This window comes from Pseudomonas sp. WJP1, from assembly GCF_028471945.1.
Classification (GTDB): domain Bacteria; phylum Pseudomonadota; class Gammaproteobacteria; order Pseudomonadales; family Pseudomonadaceae; genus Aquipseudomonas.
Genome location: NZ_CP110128.1, coordinates 4,893,342 through 4,917,429, shown reverse-complemented (window position 1 = coordinate 4,917,429; position 24,088 = coordinate 4,893,342). Strand labels below are relative to the sequence as shown.

At 63.6% G+C, this 24,088-nt stretch carries 18 protein-coding genes; 15 read left to right on the top strand and 3 right to left on the bottom strand.

Annotated elements, in window-relative coordinates; all coding sequences use genetic code 11:
• Positions 1 to 122: 122 nt before the first annotated feature.
• The 5 genes from OH720_RS22055 (at position 123) to OH720_RS22035 (ending at position 7,493) form a co-directional block, all read left to right on the top strand.
• On the top strand, positions 123 to 1,310 hold the full coding sequence (locus OH720_RS22055) for an acyl-CoA dehydrogenase family protein (protein WP_272602915.1): 1,188 nt from the start codon (positions 123 to 125) through the stop codon (positions 1,308 to 1,310).
• Between the two features lie 90 nt (positions 1,311 to 1,400).
• A complete protein-coding gene (locus OH720_RS22050; protein ID WP_272602914.1) occupies positions 1,401 to 3,110 on the top strand; it encodes an FAD-dependent oxidoreductase in 1,710 nt (569 codons plus the stop codon).
• A gap of 9 nt (positions 3,111 to 3,119) precedes the next feature.
• A complete protein-coding gene (locus OH720_RS22045; protein ID WP_272602913.1) occupies positions 3,120 to 4,814 on the top strand; it encodes an FAD-binding protein in 1,695 nt (564 codons plus the stop codon).
• A complete protein-coding gene (locus tag OH720_RS22040; RefSeq protein WP_272602912.1) occupies positions 4,811 to 5,839 on the top strand; it encodes a ferredoxin--NADP reductase in 1,029 nt (342 codons plus the stop codon). Before OH720_RS22045 ends, OH720_RS22040 begins: the two co-directional genes overlap by 4 nt.
• Positions 5,840 to 5,861: 22 nt before the next feature.
• Positions 5,862 to 7,493 carry a FadD3 family acyl-CoA ligase gene (locus OH720_RS22035; protein WP_272602911.1) on the top strand — a complete coding sequence of 544 codons (1,632 nt, stop codon included), beginning with the start codon at positions 5,862 to 5,864 and terminating at the stop codon, positions 7,491 to 7,493.
• On the opposite strand, the gene OH720_RS22030 is transcribed toward OH720_RS22035, so the two are convergent.
• Positions 7,490 to 8,275, bottom strand: a complete 786-nt coding sequence (locus OH720_RS22030; protein ID WP_272602910.1) for an enoyl-CoA hydratase — start codon at positions 8,273 to 8,275, stop codon at positions 7,490 to 7,492. The two genes, OH720_RS22035 and OH720_RS22030, sit on opposite strands and share 4 nt — an antisense overlap.
• A 149-nt stretch (positions 8,276 to 8,424) precedes the next feature.
• Between OH720_RS22030 and OH720_RS22025 the strand changes: the two genes are divergently transcribed.
• The 10 genes from OH720_RS22025 (at position 8,425) to OH720_RS21980 (ending at position 19,729) form a co-directional block, all read left to right on the top strand.
• Complete coding sequence (locus OH720_RS22025) at positions 8,425 to 9,210, top strand: SDR family oxidoreductase (RefSeq protein WP_008062500.1); 786 nt, start codon at positions 8,425 to 8,427, stop codon at positions 9,208 to 9,210.
• Positions 9,211 to 9,267: 57 nt separating this feature from the next.
• The gene (locus tag OH720_RS22020) at positions 9,268 to 10,245 is read left to right on the top strand and encodes a bifunctional MaoC family dehydratase N-terminal/OB-fold nucleic acid binding domain-containing protein (RefSeq protein ID WP_272602909.1); all 978 of its coding nucleotides are present in this window, start codon (positions 9,268 to 9,270) and stop codon (positions 10,243 to 10,245) included.
• Positions 10,246 to 10,253: 8 nt separating this feature from the next.
• Positions 10,254 to 11,387: an acyl-CoA dehydrogenase family protein gene (locus OH720_RS22015; protein WP_272602908.1), complete on the top strand. Its 1,134-nt coding sequence runs from the start codon at positions 10,254 to 10,256 to the stop codon at positions 11,385 to 11,387.
• A complete protein-coding gene (locus tag OH720_RS22010; RefSeq protein ID WP_008062504.1) occupies positions 11,359 to 11,778 on the top strand; it encodes a MaoC family dehydratase in 420 nt (139 codons plus the stop codon). The genes OH720_RS22015 and OH720_RS22010 overlap by 29 nt, the downstream gene beginning before the upstream one ends.
• A 19-nt stretch (positions 11,779 to 11,797) precedes the next feature.
• Entirely contained in the window at positions 11,798 to 12,976 is a 1,179-nt protein-coding gene (locus OH720_RS22005; protein WP_008062505.1) for a lipid-transfer protein, read from the top strand.
• A gap of 10 nt (positions 12,977 to 12,986) precedes the next feature.
• The gene (locus OH720_RS22000) at positions 12,987 to 14,156 is read left to right on the top strand and encodes an acyl-CoA dehydrogenase family protein (RefSeq protein WP_272602907.1); all 1,170 of its coding nucleotides are present in this window, start codon (positions 12,987 to 12,989) and stop codon (positions 14,154 to 14,156) included.
• A 53-nt stretch (positions 14,157 to 14,209) separates the two neighbouring features.
• A complete protein-coding gene (locus tag OH720_RS21995) occupies positions 14,210 to 15,397 on the top strand; it encodes an acyl-CoA dehydrogenase family protein (RefSeq protein ID WP_008062508.1) in 1,188 nt (395 codons plus the stop codon).
• A 13-nt stretch (positions 15,398 to 15,410) separates the two neighbouring features.
• Positions 15,411 to 16,565, top strand: coding sequence for an acyl-CoA dehydrogenase family protein (locus OH720_RS21990; RefSeq protein WP_272602906.1), 1,155 nt, complete (start codon positions 15,411 to 15,413; stop codon positions 16,563 to 16,565).
• 4 nt (positions 16,566 to 16,569) lie between these two features.
• Complete coding sequence (locus OH720_RS21985) at positions 16,570 to 18,258, top strand: class I adenylate-forming enzyme family protein (protein ID WP_272602905.1); 1,689 nt, start codon at positions 16,570 to 16,572, stop codon at positions 18,256 to 18,258.
• 88 nt (positions 18,259 to 18,346) lie between these two features.
• Positions 18,347 to 19,729 (top strand): DUF1329 domain-containing protein, encoded by a 1,383-nt coding sequence (locus OH720_RS21980; protein ID WP_272602904.1) that lies wholly within the window; start codon positions 18,347 to 18,349, stop codon positions 19,727 to 19,729.
• Positions 19,730 to 21,051: 1,322 nt separating this feature from the next.
• Here the strand turns inward: OH720_RS21980 and OH720_RS21975 are convergent.
• Positions 21,052 to 23,181 carry an oxidoreductase gene (locus OH720_RS21975; RefSeq protein WP_272602903.1) on the bottom strand — a complete coding sequence of 710 codons (2,130 nt, stop codon included), beginning with the start codon at positions 23,179 to 23,181 and terminating at the stop codon, positions 21,052 to 21,054.
• A gap of 68 nt (positions 23,182 to 23,249) precedes the next feature.
• Positions 23,250 to 24,080 (bottom strand): alpha/beta fold hydrolase, encoded by an 831-nt coding sequence (locus tag OH720_RS21970; RefSeq protein WP_272602902.1) that lies wholly within the window; start codon positions 24,078 to 24,080, stop codon positions 23,250 to 23,252.
• Positions 24,081 to 24,088: the final 8 nt, after the last annotated feature.

The window sequence follows — 24,088 nt, the reverse complement described above, 5'->3', positions numbered from 1 at the left end:
GCGCCAGGGACGGCGCCGCGCAACTGTTCTCTAGTCCGCTTTGACGATGAATAATCGTTTGCTGCGTTCGATCATCAACCAAGGCTCGCGCAACCGCGCAACGAGATTGGGAGAACGAACGGATGGACAGCATGCGAGTAAAAACGCCGGAAGAAATCCAGCTGCTGGAACAGGCTCGGCGCCTGGTGCCAGCACTCAAGAACCGCACCGCGCGAGCTGATCGCGAGTTCCGGGTACCTGACGAAACGATATACGAGCTGCAGCAGGCCGGCCTGTTGCGAGCGCTGCAGCCCCGGGCATTCGGCGGCTACGAGGTCGACCCGCGAACCTTTTTCGAAATCCAGATGATCCTCGCCGAAGGCTGCATGTCCACGGCATGGATCTACGGAGTGATGGGCGTACACCCCTGGCAGCTGGCGCGTTACCCGATCGAAGCCCAGCGCGACGTCTGGGGCCAGGATCAATCGACGCTGATTTCCTCCACTTACATGCCGGTGGCCAAGGTCACCGTGGTTGAAGGCGGCTACCGCATCAGCGGGCGCTGGGGATTTTCCAGCGGCAGCGAACACTGTCAATGGTGCTTGCTGGGTGGCGTACTGCCGGCCGATGGCGACCAGGCGGCTGAGCACGGCACCTTCCTGATCCCGCGCAGCGACTACCGTATCGAGCATAACTGGGACGTCCTGGGGCTGCGCGGCACCGGCAGCCACGACATCGTGGTCGAGGATGCCTTCGTGCCGGCACACCGGGTGCAACGCACCAACAACAACACAATTGACGCAACGCCCGGACGCCTGGTCAACACCAACCCGATCTACGCCATTCCCTTTGCCCAGGTGTTCACCCGGGCGGTGTCCTCATCGGCCATCGGCGCCTTGCAGGGGGCGATCAACGAGTTTCGCGCCAGCGCCGCCGCGCACATCGGCAAACACGGGATGAAAACCGCCGATGACCCGGTGGCACAAACCACGGTGGCGGAGGCCACGATCACCGTCGACAGCCTGAGGCTGGTGCTTGAGCGCAACTACGCGCACCTGATGCAGCTGGCCGAGGCGGGCGAGTACCCGGACGTGGAAACCCGTTTGCTGTACCGCTACCAATCCTCTTATGTCACCAACATCTGCGCCGAGAAGGTCAACGAACTGCTGCGCTGCATGGCCGCCTCGGGGTTGTACAACACCAATCCGGTGGCACGCCTGTTCCGCGACCTGCACCAGGCGCGCGGACATATCGCCAACAACTACATGGCCTTCAGTCGCAGCCTCGGTGCCGTGCAGATGGGCCTGCCCAACCCCGACCCGTACGTATGAGTCGTGCCCGGGCCTGCACGCAGGCCCGGGCCTGCCAACCCCTGGCCGGCATGCCGGGATCTTTGCGAATACAGCCAAGGCACAAGAACAATGACAGCTAAAGCTCAGCCTGTTTCTCACTATGACGTGATCGTCGTCGGCTCCGGCGCAGGGGCAATGACCTCGGCGCTGTTTGCCGCCGACCAGGGTCTGTCGGTATTGGTTGTGGAAAAAAGCGATAAGTTCGGCGGCACGTCGGCGATCTCCGGCGGCGGCATCTGGATTCCCAACAACCACTATTTCGCCGCCAAGGGTGGCCAAGACAGCGTTGAACTCGCGCTGCGGTACCTCAAGGCGGCCACGGGTGAGCATGGTGATGAAAAGCGCTTGCGCGCCTATCTGAAACACGCGCCGCAGATGATCCAGGCCCTGGAACACACCAGCCACGTGCGCTACGCCGTGGCGCAGAAATACCCCGATTATTACCCGCAACTGCCAGGTTCACTGGCGGGCGGGCGCACCCTGGATCCGGAGTTGTTCGACACCAGCCTGTTGGGCGACGAACTGGCGAACCTGCGCGCACCTTCACCTTCGACCCTGCTGATGGGGCGTATTGCCTGGACCGCCCGGCATGCGCACAAGGCCATGTCCCGCTCGTTCGGCTGGCGCTTGCTGATCCTCGGCCTGATGCTGCGCTACAAGCTGGATTTCAAGTGGCGTCGCAAGAGCCGTCGCGATCGCCGCGCCGCCCTGGGCAGTTCCCTGGTTGCCTCCCTGCGCCGTTCCCTGATGGACCGCAACATCCCGTTGTGGCTCAACACCGACTTCCAGTCGCTGCTGACCGAGGATGGCCGCGTCAGTGGCGTGCAGGTCTGCCGGAACGGTGAGACGTTGCATCTGCATGCCCGGCGTGGGGTGATCTTCGGCTCTGGCGGCTTCGAGCAGAACCAGGCGCTGCGCGAGCGCTACCTGCCGCAGCCGACCCAGCGGGATTGGAGCGCCACGCCGCCGGGCAACAACACCGGCGCCGCGCTGGAGGCCGGAGTTGCGCTGGGGGCGGCAACGGCCCTGATGGACTGGGCCTGGTGGGCGCCGACCATTGCCGTGCCGGGCGAAGACAAGCCACGGGGCGTGTTTGCCGAGCGGGCGTTCCCGGGGGCCCTGGTGGTCAACAGCCTGGGCCGGCGTTTCGTCAACGAGGCGGCCCCGTACCTGGAATTTGTCGACGCCATGTACCGCGACAACCAGAACACCGGTGGGCAGTCGATACCGGCCTGGGTGATCTTCGATGGGCACTTTCGCTTCAACTACGCCATGGGGCCTTTGATGCCGGCCCAGGTCATGCCCGACAGCCGCCTGCGCAAGCAATGGCTCAATTCCCTGTACTTCAAGGCGGACAGCCTGTCGGCGCTGGCGGCGCAGATTGGCGTCGACAGTGCGGGGCTTGCGCAGACCGTGGCACGCATGAACGAGTTCGCCCGCAGCGGCGTCGATACCGACTTCGGCCGTGGCGGCAACATTTTCGACCGTTACTACGGCGACATGAATGTGAAGCCCAACCCGTGCCTGGCGCCGCTGAGCAAGGGACCGTATTACGCCATGCGCCTGGATGCTGGCGACATCGGCACCAAGGGCGGGCTGCTGACCAACGAGCACGCCCAGGTCGTCAGTCAGGACGGCGAAGCGATTCCCGGCCTGTATGCCATTGGCAACTGCTCGGCGTCCGTGATGGGCACCAGCTATCCGGGCGCGGGCGGGACCCTCGGGCCAGCGATGACCTTTGGCTACATCGCGGCCAACCACATTGCCGCGCAACGCTGAGGACCTGCCATGCCTGCCGCTGTGAACTCAACCTGTACCCCGATCCAGCCGGCCTTGCAGGTGGCCGACGTCGACGCCGTGCACTGGGATGACCAGTGCGACGTGCTGGTCATCGGCTGGGGGGCGGCCGGTGCCTGCGCCGCCCTCGAAGCCCGGGCCAACGGCGCCGATGTGCTGGTGGCCGATCGCTTTACCGGCGGTGGTGCCAGCGCCAAGAGCGGCGGTGTCGTCTACGCTGGCGGTGGCACCCGGCAGCAAATGGCCGCAGGCTTCGCCGACACGCCCGAAGCGATGTTCACCTACCTGCGGCACGAGACCCAGGGCGTGGTAACTGACGCCACCTTGCAACGCTTCTGCCAAGACAGCGTGGCCAACCTGGCCTGGCTGGAAGGCCATGGCGTGCCCTATGCCCACAGCATGCCGCCGGGCGGCAAGACTTCGTACCCCTCGGACGGCCACTTTCTCTACTACTCCGGCAACGAGCTGGTGCCTTCGCACCGCGATGAGCTGCCACCAGCTCCCCGCGGCCATCGCACCGTGGGCAAGGGCCAATGCGGCGCTGTGCTGTATTCGCACCTCAAGGCTGCCTGCCTGCGCAACGGTGTACGTCCCAAGCTCCAGGCGGCTGCCCGGCGCCTGGTGATTGACCCCACGGGGCAGGTGTTGGGCGCCGAACTCTGGTGCCTGCCGGCCGGCAGTGCACAGGCGCAGTTGCATGCCAGATGGGCCGCACGGGCCGAGCGCCTGCAGAACTTCGCCCCACGGTACTGCGACAAGTTGCGCCAGCGCGTGCATCAACTGGAGTGTGATTTCGCCCGTCCGCAGCTGGTACGTGCCCGACGTGGGGTGGTGCTGAGTACCGGCGGGTTCATCTTCAACCGCGAGCTGATCAGCCAGCATGCGCCAAAGTTTCGTCGCAACTTCAAGGTCGGGGCGACCGGCTGCGATGGCAGCGGCCTGCGCCTGGGGCTCAGTGCCGGCGCGGTGGGGGATCGACTGCAGCGGGTCTCGGCCTGGCGCTTCATCAACCCGCCGCTGTGCTGGCCCAAGGGCATTGTGGTCAATACCCTCGGCCAGCGTTTCGTCAACGAAGAAGTCTACGGGGCGACGCTGGGCCAACCCCTGTGCGAAGAGCAGGGTGGCAAGGCGTGGCTGGTGCTGGATGCGCGCTTGCGCGGCCAGTCGATCAAGCAGGCGCTGTTCGCCGGTTACTGGTGGTTCCAGAGCCTGCCGGCACTGTTGCTGATGCTGCGCGGGGTGCGCAAGGGCCAGAGCATCGAGCAGTTGGCGCAGGTCACGGGCATGCGTGCCGATGTGCTGCGTGGCTCCTTGCTTGCCTACAACGCCGCCGCACGGGGTGACGCCGAAGATGCCTTCGGCAAATCCCGCGACAGCCGCCAGGTGCTCGATCAGGGGCCGTTCTACGCCTGCGATATTTCGGTCGGCAACCCCGTTTTTCCCTTGGGCGCGCTGACCCTGGGCGGGCTCAAGGTCGATGAAGCCAGTGGCGCGGTGGTGGACGACCAGGGGCAGCCGATCCCCGGCCTGTACGCGGCCGGGCGCACCGCCATCGGCATTCCTTCGCACCTTTACGTCAGCGGCCTGTCGCTGGCCGATTGTGTGTTTTCCGGGCGGCGTGCCGGGCGGTCGCTGACGACTGCCGGGACCCGCGTCGAAGTCGAACCCAGCGAGCAATTGATATGAGCCTGGACTACCTGACAGTGCGCGTGGCGCGCGTGATTGAAGAGACCGCCGACAGCCGCTCCCTGGAGTTCGAGCTGCCAGAGGCGCTGGCGCAACGTTTCCGTTATCGCCCCGGGCAATTCCTGACCCTGCGGGTGCCGCACCAGGGCGGCTGGCTGCCACGCTGCTATTCGCTGTCGAGCACACCGCTGCTCGATGAGCCGCTGCGCGTCACGATCAAGCGGGTGCGCGACGGGCGCGCCTCGAACTGGCTGTGCGACGCCGTGCAGGCGGGTGACAGCCTGCAGGTGCTGGTGCCGGCCGGGGTCTTTGTACCGCGCCAGCTGGACACTGACCTGCTGTTGTTCGGCGGCGGCAGCGGCGTGACCCCGTTGCTGTCGATCCTGCGTTCGGCGCTGTTGACGGGTTCCGGGCGGATCCTGCTGATCTACGCCAACCGTGACGAAGCCTCGGTGATCTTTCGCGACTCGCTCAAGGCCCTGGCCAGTGCGCACCCGCAGCGCTTGCAGGTGGTGCACTGGCTCGACTCGGTGCAAGGCATTCCGGCGGTGAGCCAGCTGGCGGAACTGGCCCGGCCGTTTGCGCGAGCCGAAGCGTTTATCTGCGGTCCCGGACCGTTCATGGATGCCGCCGTCAGCGCCTTGCAGAGCCTGGATATGCCCACCGCGCAGATCCATGTCGAACGTTTCGTTTCCCTGCCCGAAGAGGGCGCGGTCACGGCGCCGGTCATCGTCGATACCAGCCAGCCGGCCAGCCAGCTTTCGGTGCGCCTGGACGGTGAAGAATTCGAGGTGCCTTGCGCCGAAGGCGAAACCCTGCTCGATGCCATGCGCCGGGCGGGCCTGAAACCGCCGAGTTCCTGCCTGGTGGGCTCCTGTGCCACCTGCATGTGTACCGTCGAAAGTGGCGAAGTGCAGATGCTGCGCAACGATGCCCTTGATCAACAGGAAATGGACCAGGGCTGGACGCTGGCGTGCCAGTCCCTGGCCCGCAGCGAGCACCTGCGGGTGCTCTTTCCCGAATAACCCGATAGCCGAGTTTGTCACTATGACCGCATGTTCCGCATTACCGGGCACCTTGACTGCCTGGAACCCGTTGCCCTTGTCGATTCCCGCCTTGCTGTTCGCCAGTGCCGAACGCTTCGCCGGCCGGGCGGCCATCGAGCAAGACGGTATAGCCACCGATTACCGTGATTTACCGGCATTGGCGCTCGGTGTCTGCCGCAGCCTGATGGCACTGGGAATCGAGGCGGGCGACCGCGTGGCGATCTGGGCACCGAACTGCCGCGATTGGGTGATCGCAGCCCTGGGTGTGCATTGCGCAGGGGCGGTACTGGTACCGATCAACACCCGCATGAAAGGTGCGGAGGCCGCCGACATCCTGACCCGCAGCCAGGCGCGTGTGTTGTTGATGCAGGGCGAGTTTCTCGGCCTGGACTACCAGGCGATGCTGGCGCCGCTACGCCCGGCCAGCCTGGAGCAACTGGTGGTCATGGGGCCGGCGCAGCCGCGGTTGGCCACCGACCTTGGCTGGGACGGTTTTCTCGCCAGGGGCGAGCCGGTCAGTGAGGTGAAAGCCCGCCAGCGTGCAGTGGCGGTCGGTCCGCGGCACTTGTCGGACTTGCTGTTCACCTCAGGCACCACGGGCAAACCCAAGGGGGTGATGAGCGCCCATGGGCAAACCCTGCGCGCGTACAACGAATACGTCAGGGTGATTGGCCTGCAGCCCGGTGACCGTTACCTGATCATCAACCCGTTTTTCCATGCCTTTGGCTACAAGGCCGGCTGGCTGACCTGTCTGCTGGCCGGCGCGACCATCCTGCCCCATGCGGTATTCGACGCCGAAGCGGTGTTCCAGCGCATCGCCGCCGAGCGCATCAGCGTACTGCCGGGGCCACCGACGCTGTACCTGTCGATGCTGGCGCACCCGCACCTGGCCGAGACCGACCTGTCGAGCCTGCGCATAGCCGTGACCGGATCATCGACCATCCCGCCGGTACTGATCGAACGCATGCGCAAGGAACTGGGAGTCGCCGTGGTGACCACGGCCTACGGCCTGACCGAATGTGGCGGCCTGGCGACCATCTGCAACCCGGATGATCCCGCCGACATCGTCGCCGCCACCAGCGGGCGGGCGATCGAAGGCACCGAAGTGTGCATCCGTTCGGCTGACAACCTGCCGGTGGCAGCGGGTGAGTCGGGGGAAATCTGCCTGCGCGGTTTCCACGTGATGCAGGGTTACTTCAACGACCCCGAGGCCACGGCCCAGGCCATCGATGCCGACGGCTGGCTGCACACCGGTGATATCGGCAACCTGGATGCCGAGGGTAACCTGCAGATCACCGACCGGCTCAAGGACATGTTCATCGTCGGCGGTTTCAACTGTTACCCGGCGGAAATCGAGGCGGGGCTGATCGAACACTCGGCCATCGCCCAGGTGGCGGTGATCGGGGTGGCGGATGAGCGCATGGGAGAAGTGGGCTGCGCCTGCGTGGTGTTGCGCCAGGACCGGGAACTGGACGAGCCATCGCTGATCGCCTGGGCGAGGGAGCGCATGGCCAACTACAAGGTGCCGCGCCAGGTGCGGTTCTTCGAGGCGCTGCCGGTGAACGCCTCGAACAAGGTGGTCAAGAGCGAGTTGCGCGCAGCAGTGGCGGGCCAGGCCCGCTCCTGCCCTTAGCGGCCTTCGAACTGCGCAGGCCTTTTCTCGATAAAGGCCTGCATCCCTTCCTTCTGGTCCCGCGAGGCGAACAGCAAGGCATTGGCCTTGCGCTCCAGCGCGAGGCCGGTCTCCAGCGGAGCATCCATGCCCGCGAGTATGACTTCCTTGATCTGTTCGGCGGCCAGCGGCGGCATGGCAGCAATCAGCTGGGCCAGTTTCAGGGCATGGGTTTTTACCTGATCGTCATCCACCACCTCGCTGACCAGGCCGCTGATCCAGGCTTCTTCGGCGGTGATCGGCTGCCCGGTCAGGGCCATGCGCATGGCCTTGGCCTTGCCTACCGCGCGTACCAGGCGCTGGGTGCCACCAATGCCGGGCATGATGCCGATGCGGATCTCCGGTTGGCAAAACCGCGCGCTGCGCCCGGCCACGATGATGTCGGCGAGCATGGCCAGCTCGCAGCCACCGCCATAGGCGTAGCCGCACACGGCCGCTATCACGGGCTTGGGGCAATGCTGGATGGGTGCCCAGACCCGCTCGGTATGGCGCTGGTAGATATCGATCGGGCCGACCCCGGCCAGGCTGTTGATATCGCCACCGGCGGCGAACACCTTGTCGCCTCCGGTCAACAGGATGCAGCGCACCTCAGGATTATTCCCCAGCTCGCTGAAGTACTGCGACAGCAGGGCCTGCAGCTCAAGGCTCAGGGCGTTGGTGGCGTGTGGGCGGTTAAGCCGCAGCAGGGCGACACCGGGGGTCGGGTACTCCAGCAGTACCGGCGCGGGCAGTGAGTCGGACATGGTCAACCTCAGGTCATGGGCACCAGCGGGCGGGCGCCGTTTGGCGGATTGTTGCGAGCGCGGCGCGCCACTTCATCGTCCGTTCAGACGACGTGGCCGGGCGACTTTGTCCCTAGAGTGATCCTCAACACAAGCATGAGGAGCGTGCCATGAGTGGTCACTCGGGGCTGGATTACAACGGCAAGGTGGTATTGGTCACCGGCGGAACCAAAGGCATAGGTGCGGGCATTGCCCGTAGCTTTCTCGCCGCGGGTGCCAGGGTGATCGTGTGTGGGCGCAACGCGCCGGAACAATTGCCAGGCGTGGAGGGCGCACGGGCGGACTTCATCGCCGCCGACGTGCGAGACCAGGTCTCCCTGCAATGCCTGTTCGACACTATCCGCAGCGACTACGGGCGCCTCGACGTGCTGATCAACAACGCCGGTGGCAGCCCGTCAGCCGACGCCGCGAGCGCCTCGCCGCGGTTTCATGAGGGGATCATCCGCCTCAACCTGATTGCCCCGCTCAACGTCGCCCAGCAAGCCAACCTGATGATGCAAACCCAGGACGAGGGCGGTTGCATCGTCTTTATCGGCAGCATCAGCGGGCTGCGCGCCTCGCCGGGCACCGCGGCCTATGGTGCGGCCAAGGCCGGGGTACTGGCGCTGGTGCAATCGCTGGCAGCGGAATGGGCGCCCAAGGTGCGGGTTGTGGCCGTGAGCCCGGGGCTGGTGCGTACCGAACTTTCACACGTGCACTACGGCGATGAAGCCGGTATCGCCGCCGTCAGTGCCGGTATCCCGGCAGGACGCATGGCCCTGCCGGAGGATATCGGCAATGCCTGTCTGTACATCGCGTCCAGGCTGGCTGGTTACGCCAGTGGATGCAATTTGTTGCTACATGGCGGCGGTGAACGCCCGGCTTATCTCAGTGCGGCGCAGGTCGCGCCGCACTGATCGACCCACGTCGGCGTTGCAGTACCGGGCGCCGCTTTGAACACGCAGGAGACGAACTTGGCTGATCCAGAATTGCTATCCAAAGTACGCGCCCTGGTTGGGCGCCAATACGGTCGCGTGAACGCCTGGGACGAAGTGAACGCACCGATGATTCGCCAGTGGTGCGAAGTCATCGGCCTTGAAAATCCGCTCTACACCGACCCCTTGACGGCAGCCAGCAGCTGCAACGACGGGATTATCGCGCCGCCACCCATGCTGCAGATCTGGTGCATGGAAGGCTTCCACATAAACAACTACGCCCCGGGCTCGACCACCGAGAACCCGTATGAAGTGCTTGGATTGATGGATGCCTACGGCTATCCGTCGGTGGTGGCGGTGAACTCCGAGCTGACCTTCGAGCGCAACCTGCGCCTGGGTGAAAAGCTCTACTACACCACGCGCCTGGAGTCGGTCGGCGATGAAAAGACCACGGGCCTGGGCACCGGCTTTTTTGTCACCCTGGTCATGACTTACTTCTCGCAGCAGGCCGCTGGCGACGAAAAGGTCGGCGAGCTGTTGTTCCGGGTCTTCAAGTTCCGCCCGGCCAGCGTGGAAAAGGTCGAGGCGCAGCCCCAGGCGAGCGTCGAACCGGTGGTGGCCAAGCGGCCGACCCCCGGCATGAGCGACGACACGCGGTTTTTCTGGGAAGGCTGCAAGCAAGGCCAGCTGTTGATCCAGCGCTGCACCCAGTGCGCCACCTTGCGGCATCCGCCGGCACCGGTGTGTATCGAGTGTCACTCGTTCGACTGGGACACCCTGCAAGCCAGCGGCAAGGGGCGGTTGTATTCCTTTGTGGTGATGCACTACCCGCAAGTGGCGCCATTTGATCATCCCAATCCGATCGGCCTGATCGAGCTGGACGAAGGCGTGCGCCTGATCGCCGGCCTGGTGGGCGTCAAGCGTGAAGACATCAGCATCGGCCAGCGTTTGCAGGTCGAATTCCAGACCTTCGACGACGATCTGGCGTTGCCGATGTTCCGGCCGTTGGCAGGGTAGGGGGCGGTATGGATTTTGAACTCAATGAAGACCAGCGTGCCATTGCCGAAATGGCGGGCAGCCTGATGAGCGACTACTGCACCGACGAGCGCCTGCGTGACTGGGATCTGTCGGGGCAAGCCTACATGCATGAACTGTGGTCCGGTTGTGTGGAAACCGGCCTGCATGCCTTGGCCATCCCCGAAGCGGCCGGTGGCAGCGGGCTGGGCATGACCGAGCTGATGCAGATCCTCGATGCCCAGGGTGGCGCTTTGGCGCAAGTGCCGCTGTGGCGTCACCAGCTGGCGGCGGCCACCCTGGCCGAATTCGGCGGTGCGCCACTGGCGCCCTGGGTTGAACAGGCCGTGACAGCTACGGGGTTGCTGACCCTGAGCCTCGATGGCCTGAGCAACGTGCGCGGCATTGAACTTCAGGCCAGCGCCGAGGCTGACGGCTGGCGGCTGGACGGGCGGGTCGCGGCGCTGGCCCTGGCCGAACAATCGGTGGCGGCGCTGGTGCTGGCCCTTGTCTCAGGGCAGCCACGGCTGGTGCTGGTAGACCTGGGCCAGGCGGGCATCAGCAGCGTGGCAGGGGTCATGACCCACGGCGAAGCCCTGGCCGACCTGAACTTCGAAGGCGTCACCCTGGGCAAGCATCAAGTGCTGCCCGAGGCCGCGCTGGACTGGCTGGCACCGCGCTCGATTGCCGCCCTGGCGGCGTTGCAGCTGGGCGTCAGCGCCGAGCAGGTGCATCGCACCGTGGCTTATGTCAGCGAGCGTGAGCAGTTCGACCGCAGCATCGGCAGCTTCCAGGCCGTGCAGATGAGTATGGCCGACACCCATGTGCACCTTGAGGTGCTGCGCAGTGCGCTGTGGCAACTGTGCTACCGCCTGGACGCCGGCCTGCCGGCACCTGCCGAGGCCCTGGCCACGGCTTACCTGGCCTGCGAGGCCGGGCACCGCATCGGGCACACCGCACAGCATGTGCACGGCGGTATCGGCGTCGACCTGACGTACCCGATCCACCGGTTCCTGTATTGGAGCCGGGCGCTGAGCAGTGCATTGGGAGGATCGTCGGTGATCCTGGAACGCCTTGGCGACTGGCTGAGCGATAACGACACCTTGGGATGGAAATATGACCTCGATGAACACCAAGCGCTTTGAAGACGTGCACACCGGCGAACAACTGCCCGAGCTGACGATTCCGATCACGGTCGGCCTGATTGCCGGCGGTGCGATTGCCACCCGCGACTACTTTCCCGGCCACCATGACCTGGAGGCGGCTCGTGCGCTGGGTTCGTCGCATATCTTCATGAACATCCTGACCACCAACGGCCTGGTGCAACGCTTCATCGAGCAGTGGAGCGGCCCGCAGGTGCAGTTCCGTTCGCTGAAAATCAAGCTGGGCGCGCCGAACTACCCCGGTGACAGCATGATCTTCAGCGGCGAAGTGACCCATCAGGATGCTGCTACACGCACCCTGGAAGTGACCCTCAAGGGCAAAAACTCCATGGGCAATCACGTGACCGGTACGGTCGCGCTGGTTCTGCCCTAATTCGCGGGAGACATCACAGATGACGAATTCGTCGATTTCCGGGCGCGCCGCCATTGTCGGGCTGGGCGCGACCGAGTTTTCCAAGAATTCCGGGCGCACCGAACTGCGCCTGGCCATGGAAGCGACCCTGGCGGCGCTCAAGGACGCCGGCATCGATCCCTCCGAGGTCGAGGGCTTCAGTTCCTATTCGGTAGACAAGGTTCCGGAGTATGAAATTGCCCGCCTGCTGGGCTGCAAGGACGTCAAGTTCTTCTCCCAAGTGCCCCACGGTGGTGGCGCCGCCTGCGGGCCGGTGATGCATGCGGCGATGGCGGTGGCCACAGGCGTGGCCAAGGTGGTGGTGGTCTATCGGGCGATGAACGAACGCTCCTGGTACCGCTTCGGCACCGGCAGTTACGGCTTTGCCTCGACGCCGACCTTCGAGAACGTCAATTACGGCTGGTACATGCCCCACGGCTTCCACACCCCGGCGGCCTGGGTCGGGATGTTTGCCCAGCGCTACATGCACACCTACGGCGCCACCTCCGAGGACTTCGGCCGGGTCGCGGTAGCGGTACGCGATTTCGCCGCCACCAACCCCCAGGCGTTTTTCTACGGCAAGCCGATTACCCTCGAAGAGCACCAGGCTTCGCGCTGGATCTGCGAGCCGCTGCACTTGCTTGACTGCTGCCAGGAGTCCGATGGCGCGGTGGCCATGGTCATCACCTCGGCGGAGCGCGCCCGCGACCTGCCGCAAAAGCCGGTGATCATCAAGGCCGGGGCCCAGGGCATCGCCGCCGGGCAGCAAGTGATGACCTCCTACTACCGTGACGACATCACCGGCCTGCCGGAGATGGGCGTGGTCGCCAGGGAGCTGTACAGCCAGTCGCGCCTGGGCCCGCAAGACTTGCAGACGGCGGTCATCTACGACCACTTCACGCCTTTCGTGTTGCCGCAACTGGAAGAATTCGGCCTGGCCAAGCGCGGCGAGGCCAAGGAATTCATTCGCGCCGGGCACCATGCCCGTGGCGGAAAATTCCCGATCAACACCCATGGCGGGCAGTTGGGCGAGGCCTACATCCACGGCATGAACGGTATCGCCGAAGCGGTGCGACAGGTCCGTGGCACGGCGGTCAACCAGGTGGACAGTGTGGAAAACGTGCTGGTGACCGCCGGGACCGGCGTGCCTACCAGCGGCCTGATTCTCGGCGCGGTATAAGGAGCGTCTCATGTTCGTCGATCTCACCCCCGAACAACGTGCTCTGAGGCTCAAGGTCCGGGACTATTTCCAGAACCTGATGACCCCCGAGCTCCGCCAGCAAATGCGTGGCACCGAAGGCGGCGAGCTGTTTCGCCGCACCATCGCCCAGATCGGCCGTGATGGCTGGCTGGCCGTCGGCTGGCCCAAGGCTTACGGCGGCCAGGGCTACGCGGCCACCGAGCAGTTGATCTTCTTCGAAGAAGCCAACATTGCCGGCGCGCCGTTGCCGTTCGTGACCATCAGCACGGTCGGCCCGGCCCTGATGGCGCATGGTTCGGCGCTGCAGAAGGAAAAATTCCTGCCCGGCATTGCCGCCGGCGAAATCAACTTTGCCATTGGTTACTCCGAAGCCAGTGCCGGCAGTGACCTGGCGGTACTCAAGACCACTGCCCGCGAAGATGCCGACGGCTTTGTGGTCAATGGCAGTAAACTCTGGACGTCGGGTGCCGACTCGGCCGATTACATCTGGCTGGCGGCGCGTACCGACCCTGAGCAGGCGCGGCACAAGGGTATCTCGATCCTGATTCTCGATACCCGGGCCGAAGGATTTTCCAGCACCCTGATTCCGACTTCCGGCAACCCCACGGCCGCCACGTATTACGATAACGTAAGGGTGCCGCGGAACATGCTGGTGGGCGAGTTGCACGGCGGATGGAAACTCATCACCGCGCAACTCAACCACGAACGCCTGGGGCTGGGAGCATGGTCCGACAAAGTCGTCAGCCTGTTCAGCAGGGTCTACTTGTGGGCGCGTTGTGCCGATGAGCAGGGCCACCGCGCCACCGATCATGCCTGGGTACGGCGTGACCTGGCCGAGTGTTATGCAAGGCTTGAAGCCATGCGCCTGATCAACTTTCGCATCGCCGCCGACCTTGAGCGCGATCGCGTTGACGTCGCGCTGGCCTCCACGACCAAGGTCTATGGCTCGGAGTCGGCGATCGAGATCTTGCGCAAGTTGTCGGCCATTGTCGGTGCCAGCGGGCTGACCCGGGCAGGTTCTGCGGCAGCTTATCTGCTCGGCGAGCTGGAATATGAAGTGCGGGCGTCGGTCAACCTGACCTTTGGCGGCGGCACCAATGAAATCCAGCGCGAGTTGATCGCCCAGTTTGGCCTGGGGATGCCGCGCACCAGGCGCTGAGTCAGGCTGTACCCTTGATGCGAATAACAATAACGTCCCTTTCAGGTGAACGAATGAGCGCAATCGAACAATTCAGGCAAGCGACGCGCGACTGGCTGGAGGCCAATTGCCCAGCGTCGCTGCGCACCGCCACTCCCGAGGGCGAGATGGTCTGGGGTGGTCGTCATGTAGCCTTTCCCAATGAAGACGCCCGCCTCTGGTTCGAGCGTATGCGCGACAAAGGCTGGTTCTGCCCGCAATGGCCCAGCGAGTATGGCGGTGGTGGACTGAGCGCCGAATACAACGCCGTACTGGAAAGCGAACTGCGTCGGCTCAAATGTCGACCGGCGCAAATCAACCTGGGTATCTGGATGCTCGGTCCGGTTTTGCTGGAGTTCGGCAGCGAAGCGCAGAAGCAGGCGCTGTTGCCACCCATGTGCCGCGGTGAGGTGCGCTGGTGCCAGGGCTTTTCCGAGCCCAATGCCGGTTCCGACCTGGCCAGTTTGAAAACCTCGGCCATCGCCGATGGCGATGACTTCGTGGTCAATGGCACCAAGATCTGGACCTCCTACGGCGACAAATCCGACTGGATGTACGCCTTGGTGCGCACCGATCCCAAGGCGCCCAAGCACCAGGGCATCAGCCTGATCGTGCTGGACATGAAAAGCCCGGGAGTCAGCGTCTCGCCGATTGACCTGATCAGCGGCAAGTCGGCATTTTGCCAGGTGTTCTTCGACAACGTGCGGGTCCCGCAGAGCCAGTTGATCGGGCCGCTCAACGGCGGCTGGAACCTGGGCAAGAGCCTGTTGCAGCACGAGCGCAGGGCCATGTCCAAGTTTGGCGAATTCAGCCTGCCGACACACTTTCATCTGCTGCCGTTGATCGAACGTTACCTGCCAGACAGCCAGTCGCCCGCTGACCAGGCCCTGCGCGCCCGCGCCCAGGCCTGCGCAATGGACGAACATGCCTACAACCTCACCGTGCAGCGCATGGGCGAGGAGGCCAGGGCTGGCCTGGACACCAGCGCGATCATGGCGATCATGAAGCTGGTGCATACCGAGCAGGAGCGCGACAAGTTCGAGATCCTCCTCGATGCCCTCGGCTACCGCGCGTTGGGCCTTGAAGGCGAGCCGTTCAGCAGTGAGGAACTGGCCGTCACCCGAGGCTGGCTCAACAGCTTTGCCCTGACCATCTCTGGCGGTTCGTCGGAAGTGCAGTTGAATGTCATCGCCAAGCGGGTCTTGAACCTGCCGAGTGTTTAAGGGGAGTGTGACCATGAGTCTGGTGTATAGCGAAGAGCAACGCCTGTTGGCGGACAGTGCTCGCGAGTTCCTGGCGGCGCGCAGCCCGGTAGCGGCGCAGCGGCGCCTGCGAGACGAGGCCTGCGAACCCGGTTACGACCCGCAACTGTGGCAGGAGACAGTTGGCTTGGGCTGGAGCGCGATACCGTTTCCCGAGGCGCTGGGTGGACTGAATTTTGGATGCATGGGCCTGGGGCCGATTTTCGAGGCCATGGGTAGAAACCTGTCGGCCTCACCGCTGTTGTCCAGTGTGGTGCTCGGTGGCTCGCTGATTCATCTGGCAGGCTCTGCGGTGCAGCAGGATCAGTGGCTGACGGCGTTGATCAGCGGCGAACGGCGCCTGGCCCTGGCCCTGGATGAAAAACCGCGCCATGGGCCTGTGCACACGGCGCTGACGGCGACCGCCGAGTCCGGTGGCTATCGTCTGGACGGCGAGAAGTTCTTCGTGATCGATGGCCTGGGTGTCGATGCCTACCTGGTCGCTGCACGAACCGACGGCCAGGCGGGTGAAGAGCAGGGCATCAGCGTGTTCCTGGTGCCGGCAGACACGCCGGGGCTGCAGGTCAGTGCCCTGTCGCTGATCGACTCGCGCAATTACGCGCAGCTGCGTTTCAGTGCGGTGCAACTGGGCAGCGAAACCTTGCTCGGTACCGTGGGGGCAGCGTGGCCAGCCCTGGATGAAGCGCTGGATCGGGGGCGTGCGTGCCTGGCTGCGGAGTTGCTTGGCGCCGCCGAGCAGTTGTTCGCCCTGACCCTGGATTACCTCAAGACCCGCGTGCAGTTTGATGCCTTGATCGGCTCGTTCCAGGCCTTGCAGCATCGTGCGGCGCGCTTGCACGTGGAACTGCAACTGGCCCGTAGCGCCGTGATGGCGGCGTTGTCAGCGCTCGACGACAGCGCCTTGAGCGCGGCTGAACGTGGGCGCCTGGTGAGCCTGGGCAAATGGAAAGCGGGCGAAGCCGCTGCCCGGATCAGCAATGAAGCGGTGCAGATGCACGGCGGTATCGGTGTCACCGACGAACTGGATGTGGGCCTTTACCTCAAGCGGATTCGCGTGGTCCAGGCGTGTCTGGGCGACAGTGATTTCCAGTGTGCGCGCTACGCCGCTTTCGAGTCTTTGGAGAAGTGAAAACATGAAGCTGGAACAGTGGCGCAACGCCTGGCAGCAGTTGATCGGCCCGGGATCGCCGTACGAGGTGGTGACTTCGCCCAACGGTAACCTGCGGTATTTTCGCCATGCACCCCCCAACCTGCTCGATGCCATCGATGCAGGTCGCGTGCACGGTGACCGTGAGTTTCTGGTGTGGGAGCAGGAGCGGCTGACATTCGCCGGGTTTTTCGACCAGGTCGATCGGCTGGCCGCACAACTGTCCCAACGTTTTGCGGTAAAACAGGGCGATCGGGTGGCTATCGCCATGCGTAACCAGCCGGCCTGGCTGGTGGCCTTTGTTGCGGTGCAACGGTGCGGCGGTGTGTGTGTGCCCCTGAACAGTTGGGGCTTGCGTGACGAGCTGTTCCATGGCCTGCAGGACAGTGGCGCCCAGGTGCTGGTGTGTGACCAGCAGCGCCTGCAACTGCTGGCGGGCGACATGCTCAACGAGGGACTGGTCAGCATCGTGGTCGGTGTGCAGGAAGGGCAAGCGCTGGCGCCCAACTGCCAGCGTTTTGAGGCATTGATCCAGGGCCCGGTGCTGGCGTTGCCGGCCATCACCATCGACCCCGATGACCCGGCGCTGATTCTCTATACCTCCGGTACCACCAGTCGGGCCAAGGGTGTGCTGTCAAGCCACCGCGCCATTTGCCAGGCGCTGACGGCCCTGGAGTTCCAGTCAGCGTTCTGCGCTGTAAGTTCGCCCGAGCGCATCCAGGCGGTGATCGATAGCGGCCTGGCGCCGACCAACCTGATGGCGGTGCCGCTGTTCCATGTCAGCGGCCTGCACGCGCAGTTTCTGCTGGCCCTGCGCAGCGGACGACGCTTGTTGCTGATGTACAAGTGGGACGTCGACAAGGCCTTTGACCTGATTCGCGACGAGCGCTGTACCCAGTTCAACGGTGCACCGGTGATGATGCAGCAATTGCTCGGCTCGCCACGCTTTGACAGCACCGACAGCGACAGCCTCTACGGCCTTGGCCTGGGCGGGGCGCTGGCGCCGAGCCGCCTCCTGGCGCAGATCAGCAAGCGCAAGCCCAAGGCGATTGGCGGCAGTGGTTACGGCCTGACCGAGAGCAACGGCATCGGAGCGGCGGTGGGTGGCGACCAGTTCGTGTACAAACCCGATTCGGTGGGCTGGCCGCTGCCGATCGTTGATGTGTGCATCGGTCTCAACCCGTATTCGCCGCTGCCAGCAGGGCAAAGCGGCCTGATCTGGCTGCGTTCGCCAACGCTGATGAGCGCCTACTGGCGCTTGCCAGAAGCCAGTGCCCAGACGTTGCAGGACGGCTGGCTGGACACCGGTGACATCGGCCTGCTGGATGACGAGGGCTTCCTCTACATCACCGACCGGGCGAAGGACCTGATCAACCGTGCGGGGGAGAAGATATCCGCCAGTGAAGTGGAGTCCTGTATCTGCGAAATGCCCGGGGTCGTTGAAGCGGCCGCCTTTGCGGTGGCCGATGAGGAGTTGGGTGAGCGCCTGGTGCTGGTATTGCGCAGCGAACTTGATCCGGCACCGACCCAGGCGCAGGTGTGTGCCTTTATCGGCCAGCGCCTTGCCGCCTACAAGGTACCGGCCGAGGTGCATGGTTTTCAGGAGCCGCTGCCACGTAATGCATCGGGCAAATTGATCAAGGCACAGATCCGTGAATTATTGGTCAGTGCCTGACTGATTAGTCTTTCCGGACGATGTTCTCCCCAGCAGATCAGGAACAATGGAGTACCCCAGTAGTCCTGGTCTGCGAAGGAGCCAATCGATGAAAATAACAACAAAAGGCGTGATGTTCGTAGCTGCAGTGGCCGTCAATGTCGGCCTGCAAGGCCACGTACTTGCGCAAGTATCGCCGCAAGAGGCTGCCAAACTCGGCAAGGAACTGACCTGTGTCGGTGCCGAGAAAGCCGGCAACGCCGAAGGCACCATCCCGCCCTACACCGGCAAGTACCTCGGCGAGGTGCCAGGCTGGAATCACGTGAAGTTTTCCGGCAGCCAGCCGGTCGACCCCTACGCTTCCGAAAAGCCGATCCTGGTGATCACCGCGCAGAATATGAGCCAGTACGAAAGCCATTTGACCGAAGGTCAGAAGGCCCTGCTCAAGCGCTACCCAACCACCTACAAGATGAACATCTACCCAGGTCATCGTGACTTCCGTTACCCGGACTATGTTTGCGAACGGGCGATGAAAAACGCCTTGAACGCCAAGCTGGTCGACGACGGCATGGGCATCGAAGGGATCGGCCAGATACCGTTCCCGATCCCGAAAAACGGCATGGAGCTGCTGTGGAACCACCAGCTGCCGGCGCGTGCCTACACCGAAGAAAAGGTCAGCGACCTGGCGTCAGTCCTGCCTAACGGCAGCATCGGCTGGGGTCGTGCCCATGCGCGAAATCTCTCGCAAGCCAACTCGCCGACAGTCGAGCCCAAGACTGAAGGCGCGATACAGGCCATGAGCTGGAACACCACGCTCAAACCGGCGCGCGACAACGGTGTGGTGAGTATTTCCCAGGAACCCTACAACTTCCTCACCAACCCGCGTCAGGCCTGGAGCTACAGCCCATCCACCCGGCGTGTACGGCAGTTGCCTGGCTACGGTTACGATCAGCCCATGATCGGTACCAACGGCACCATGACTGTCGACGAAGACCGTCTTTACAACGGCTCGCCCGAGCGTTTCAACTGGACGCTGATCGGCAAGCGTGAAGTCTACGTGCCGGCCAACGCTTTCAAGCCGAACACCGGTGCCGTCAAGTACGCCGACATCCTCACCCCCAACCACCCCAACCCCGACTACATGCGCTATGAGCTGCGCCGTGTCTGGGTGCTCGAGGCCAAGTTGAAAGAGGGCTACCGCCATGTCTACGGCAAGCGTGTGCTGTTTATTGACGAAGACACCTGGAACTCGGTGGTTTCGGACAACTACGACAGCCGTGGTGCACTGTGGAAGCATGCGATGATCAACTACTACTACCACCCGGACATGAGCGCCTGGCAGGCCGGTTCGCAGTTCTTCATGGACCTGAACTCAGGGCAGTACACCGGCTACGCCATGACCAACGAGTCCAAGAAGGGGCCGATTCTCAACGAAGCCAAGTTCACCCCGGACATGTACACCGCGGATGCGGCACGAGCGATGGGGCGCTAACGGCACTGATCATGTGAAGGTAAAAAAACCCAGGTGAAAATCTGGGTTTTTTTTTTGCTTGAGCGACCTCATTGCAGGGCTGTTCGAGGTCCATTGTGGGAGCGAGGCTGCTCCGGGCGGCGTTCCGACGAAAAACGTCTAGACACCGCGACCATTCAGACAGTGCGCGTTATCGTTGACGTCCATCGCGAGGCAGGCTCGCTCCTACAGTCGTAGTACTGCTCACTTTAGGTTGGAGGGCTCCAGGTGCATATTTGGAATGGGTGTATATCCGTTGCTGCGGTAACGGCCACTTAGGGTTTCGCCCTTACGGCGAGTCACTTGGAAAAGCCCCAAGTAACCAAGGGCTCTTGCCCCTGGCGTTCGGTGCCTCGCTTAGGCTCGGCATACCCTCGCTCCGGTCCTGCTCCGTGGGCCCGCCGCGATGGGCCATCCTTGGCCCAGCGCGGCTAAACCGGCATCCATGCCGGTTTACCCACTGCGCAGAACCTCCACTCGGCCTCTCGATGGGGCAAGAAAATCAAAAGCCAGATCAAGATCAAACGCAAAAGCGAGGCGGCCTGACAGCCGACCTGATCGGCAGCCGTACGCGTTCCTCTTGTAGGAGCCAGGCTTGCCGGCGAACCAGGCGCTGCGGTGTGTCTGTTGTACCGCGTTATCGTTCTTCGCCGGCAAGTCGGATCGCCGCACCGCTGGCTCCTACAGGAGATTGGGGTATCTGCAAAAGTCAGGTCGGCTATAAGGCCGCCTCGCTTTGGCTTTGGATCTGGGTGCCCCGTTAACCACGCTGGCCGAACGCAGGCATTGCGCAGTGGGGAAACCGGCAGGACGCCGGTTTAGCCGCGCTGGGCCAGGGATGGCCCATCGCGGCGACCCACGGAGCAATGCCGGAGTGAGGGCATGCCGAGCCTAAGCGAGGCACCGAGTGGTGGAGCAAGAGCGTTTGGTTACTTTGCGCTTTTCAAAGTGACCCGCTGTAAAAGCGGAACCCTAGGTAGCCGTGACCGCAGCAACGGATATGTACTCAGGAAAATCTCCCACAACAAGCTTCGACGCGGCAGGGATCAACGTTGGTAGAGGCTTCGATGGCGGACGTCACAGGTTGACGGACAGGCTCAGGGTGTGAGGGGGCAAGAAAATCAAAAGCCAAAGCAACAGCAAAAGCGAGGCGGCCTTATAGCCGACCTGATTGCAGGCTTGTCTGCGATCAAATTGTAGGAGCGAGCATGCTCGCGATGAACGTCCGGACAACGCGATCATCCAGACAGGGCACGTTATCGTTGACGACCATCGCGAGCCTGCTCGCTCCTACAGTTGGGGTTTCAGGCTTCTCGTCCGGCGCGGTTGCCGGTTGCGATGGCGCCTTCGATGTAACCCACGTTCTGGCAGTCACCAATACTGACGACCTTGAAGCCGGCGCTGCCCAGCGCATCACCCAGGGTGGTGTCAGGCGTTGCGCCGCTGGCCAGCACCACCGAGTCACCGTGTACCTCTGCGGCTTCACCTTCGGCCGTTTGATAGCGCACGCGATTGCCCTCGATGGCGGTCACCGTCACGCCGGTCAGCAGCTGACCGCCATGCACGCGGATGCCATGCAGCACACGCCAGCGGCGCACGATAGCCAGTTCCCGGCCCAGGTGGCCGGTGCTTTCCAGCACACAGACCTGACGCCCGCGGGCGATCAGGAACTCCGCCAGTTCCAGCCCCACCAGCCCACCACCGATAATGGTCACGCGCTTGCCCAAGGGCATCCACACCCGCGACAACTTTTGCATGGCCTCGGTGCTATTGGTGACACCGATCAGGTTGCCGGCCTTCATCAAGGTACGCTGCGTCAGCGATAGCTTGCGCTTGGCGATGTCTTCGGCGCGGTCACCGGTCATCAGGCGGCGCAGTTCATCGCCGCTCCACACGTGGTTCTGATCGGCCCCGGGGATGTCCGGGGCCGCACGTTGAGCGCCGGTGGCGACAATCACCTGATCGACGCCCAGGTCACGCAGCAAGGCCGCGTCCACACAGGTCTGCAAATGCACATCAATGGGTAATTGCTGTACCTGGTACAGCAAGTTGTCCAGCAGACGGCCGTTCTCGGGGTAGGCCAGGGCGGCAAAGAACAGCGTGCCACCCAAGCGGTCACTGCGTTCGAACAGCGTCACCCGATGTCCGCGCAAGGCCGCCACGCGCGCCGCTTCAAGGCCCGCCGGGCCACCACCGATCACCGCCACATGCTGCGCGGTGGCCACCGGACCGATGATTCGCTCGGCTTCATGCCCGGTTTGTGGGTTGACCGCGCATTTGACCCGCTCATTGATAAAGATCTGGCTGACGCACACGTAGCAATAAATGCACGGGCGAATAGCCTGCAGCTGACCGGATACCAGCTTGTTCGGCAGCTGCGGATCGGCCAGCAGTTTACGACCCATGGCGATGAAATCGCACTGCTCAGCGGCAATGGCCGTTTCGCCGGTTTCGGGCTCGATACGCCCGACGGCAATCACTGGAATGCTCACACACTGCTTGATGGCAGCTGTCCACTCGAGAAACGCGCCAGGCTTTTGTACCAGCGGCGCCTCGGTAAACGCCACGCCACTGGTGGTCGCGGCATAGGCTGAGACGCTGACCGCATCGGCGCCAGCAACTTCAGCCAGGCGCGCTACCGCCTTGGCATCGTCGAGGGTGATGCCGCCGGGGGTGAGCATCTCTTCGGCGTCCAGGCGCAGCCAGACGCCAAAGCCTGCACCCACCCGAGCGCGCACGGCGGCCAACACTTCAAGCAGCAGGCGCGCACGATTTTCCAGCGAACCCCCGTACGCATCGTCACGGCGGTTGTAATACGCCGACAGAAAGCCTGCGATGATGTAGTTGTGCGCGGCGTGGATCTCCACGCCATCGAAACCGGCGCGTTGCGCCCGTTCGGCGGCGGCGGCAAACCATTCGACCATCTGTGCGATGTCGTCCTGGTCCATCACCCGCATCTCTATCCCGCCTTTGCGACCGCGCACGGCGCTGACAAACGAGGCAAGCTCCTCTGGAGTCAAGGCTTGCATCATGTCCGAGCTGCTGGCCGGTGGAATCGACGGCACCCACAACGGACGGCCCGCAGCCATGTCGCGTATGGCGTTCTTGCCGGCGTGCTGCAGTTGCATGGCGATCTTCGCACCGTGCTTGTGCACGCGCTCGGCCAGGCGGCTCAGGCCCGGAATGAACTCATCGGAGGAAACCCCGACCTGGTACGGTTCGGCGGTGCCGGCGGGAAAGGCGATGGCGCACACGCCCATGATCAACAGCCCGGCACCACCCTCGGCACGCGCTTCATAGTAGGCCTGGATACGTTCGCCACAGTGTCCATCAGCTTCGGCAAAGTTGGAGCCCATGGGCGCCATGATGATGCGGTTACGCAGTTGGAGGGGACCAATGTTGCCGGGGGCGAGCAAGTGGGGAAATTTTGTCATTGTCATGTCAGCCCTTAGTGAAGGCCCGTTCGAGCGACAGCGGCAAGGCTGCCGCTGTCGCAGGATACTCAGGCTTGGCGCAGGAACTCGAGGCAGGAACGGTTGAACAGCTCGCGGTGCTCCACCTGAACCCAATGTCCGCAACGATTGAGCACAATAAAGCGGGCGTCCGGGGCGTTGTCGAGCACTTTCATGGCGCCGCCGACCGGGTTGAAGTTGTCGTTGGTGCCCCAGAAGCCAAGAATGGGGACGCGCAGCTCTTCAAGGCGCTCGGTCATGTTTGGCACCATCATGGTCGAGAACAGGCAGTGCGGCTGGTGTCGGGCGACCGCGACGCGCTCGGCCAGCAGGCTGTCGGGCAGCTGCGAGGCGTCGAACAGTTGCAGGCTCATGATCTGGCGCATCTTGTCGATATCGAGCGGGCCTGCATTGAACAGTTCGACCATGCGCTGGATGCCGATCTTGGCGAAGTAGGTTTCCCGTTCCTCGACACCGCCGGGTGCCATCAGGATCAGCTTTTCGAGCAGTTTCGGTTCCGCCAGGCCCAGGCCGATGGCGATGGCACCGCCCAGGGAATTGCCCAGCAGGGTGCAGCTTTGTATCTCAAGGGCCTTGAGCAGGCCGGACACCGCATTGACGAAGAAGTCCAGGTTGTACTGGACGTTGTCGGGTTTGTCCGAACGGCCGAAGCCGGGCAGGTCGATCACCAGGTTGCGAAAGCCGGCGGCAACGAAGTCGGGGTAATTGCCCTTGAAGTTGCTGTAGCCACTGGCGCCTGGCCCACTGCCGTGCAACCAGACCACGACAGGGCCGCTGCCTTCATCCAGGTAGTGCAGGCGCAGGCCACTGTCGAGGGTGACGAAATGGCCAATGGGCAAGGGTAGGTCTTGTTCTGACATCTTCAAAT

What these genes read in the sequence shown, in the direction of transcription:
- OH720_RS22055 (WP_272602915.1), top strand. Translation starts at nt 123, where the DNA reads ATGGACAGCATGCGAGTAAAAACGCCGGAAGAAATCCAGCTGCTGGAA.
- OH720_RS22050 (WP_272602914.1), top strand. Translation starts at nt 1,401, where the DNA reads ATGACAGCTAAAGCTCAGCCTGTTTCTCACTATGACGTGATCGTCGTC.
- OH720_RS22045 (WP_272602913.1), top strand. Translation starts at nt 3,120, where the DNA reads ATGCCTGCCGCTGTGAACTCAACCTGTACCCCGATCCAGCCGGCCTTG.
- OH720_RS22040 (WP_272602912.1), top strand. Translation starts at nt 4,811, where the DNA reads ATGAGCCTGGACTACCTGACAGTGCGCGTGGCGCGCGTGATTGAAGAG.
- OH720_RS22035 (WP_272602911.1), top strand. Translation starts at nt 5,862, where the DNA reads ATGACCGCATGTTCCGCATTACCGGGCACCTTGACTGCCTGGAACCCG.
- OH720_RS22030 (WP_272602910.1), bottom strand. Translation starts at nt 8,275, where the DNA reads ATGTCCGACTCACTGCCCGCGCCGGTACTGCTGGAGTACCCGACCCCC.
- OH720_RS22025 (WP_008062500.1), top strand. Translation starts at nt 8,425, where the DNA reads ATGAGTGGTCACTCGGGGCTGGATTACAACGGCAAGGTGGTATTGGTC.
- OH720_RS22015 (WP_272602908.1), top strand. Translation starts at nt 10,254, where the DNA reads ATGGATTTTGAACTCAATGAAGACCAGCGTGCCATTGCCGAAATGGCG.
- OH720_RS22010 (WP_008062504.1), top strand. Translation starts at nt 11,359, where the DNA reads ATGACCTCGATGAACACCAAGCGCTTTGAAGACGTGCACACCGGCGAA.
- OH720_RS22005 (WP_008062505.1), top strand. Translation starts at nt 11,798, where the DNA reads ATGACGAATTCGTCGATTTCCGGGCGCGCCGCCATTGTCGGGCTGGGC.
- OH720_RS22000 (WP_272602907.1), top strand. Translation starts at nt 12,987, where the DNA reads ATGTTCGTCGATCTCACCCCCGAACAACGTGCTCTGAGGCTCAAGGTC.
- OH720_RS21995 (WP_008062508.1), top strand. Translation starts at nt 14,210, where the DNA reads ATGAGCGCAATCGAACAATTCAGGCAAGCGACGCGCGACTGGCTGGAG.
- OH720_RS21990 (WP_272602906.1), top strand. Translation starts at nt 15,411, where the DNA reads ATGAGTCTGGTGTATAGCGAAGAGCAACGCCTGTTGGCGGACAGTGCT.
- OH720_RS21985 (WP_272602905.1), top strand. Translation starts at nt 16,570, where the DNA reads ATGAAGCTGGAACAGTGGCGCAACGCCTGGCAGCAGTTGATCGGCCCG.
- OH720_RS21980 (WP_272602904.1), top strand. Translation starts at nt 18,347, where the DNA reads ATGAAAATAACAACAAAAGGCGTGATGTTCGTAGCTGCAGTGGCCGTC.
- OH720_RS21975 (WP_272602903.1), bottom strand. Translation starts at nt 23,181, where the DNA reads ATGACAAAATTTCCCCACTTGCTCGCCCCCGGCAACATTGGTCCCCTC.
- OH720_RS21970 (WP_272602902.1), bottom strand. Translation starts at nt 24,080, where the DNA reads ATGTCAGAACAAGACCTACCCTTGCCCATTGGCCATTTCGTCACCCTC.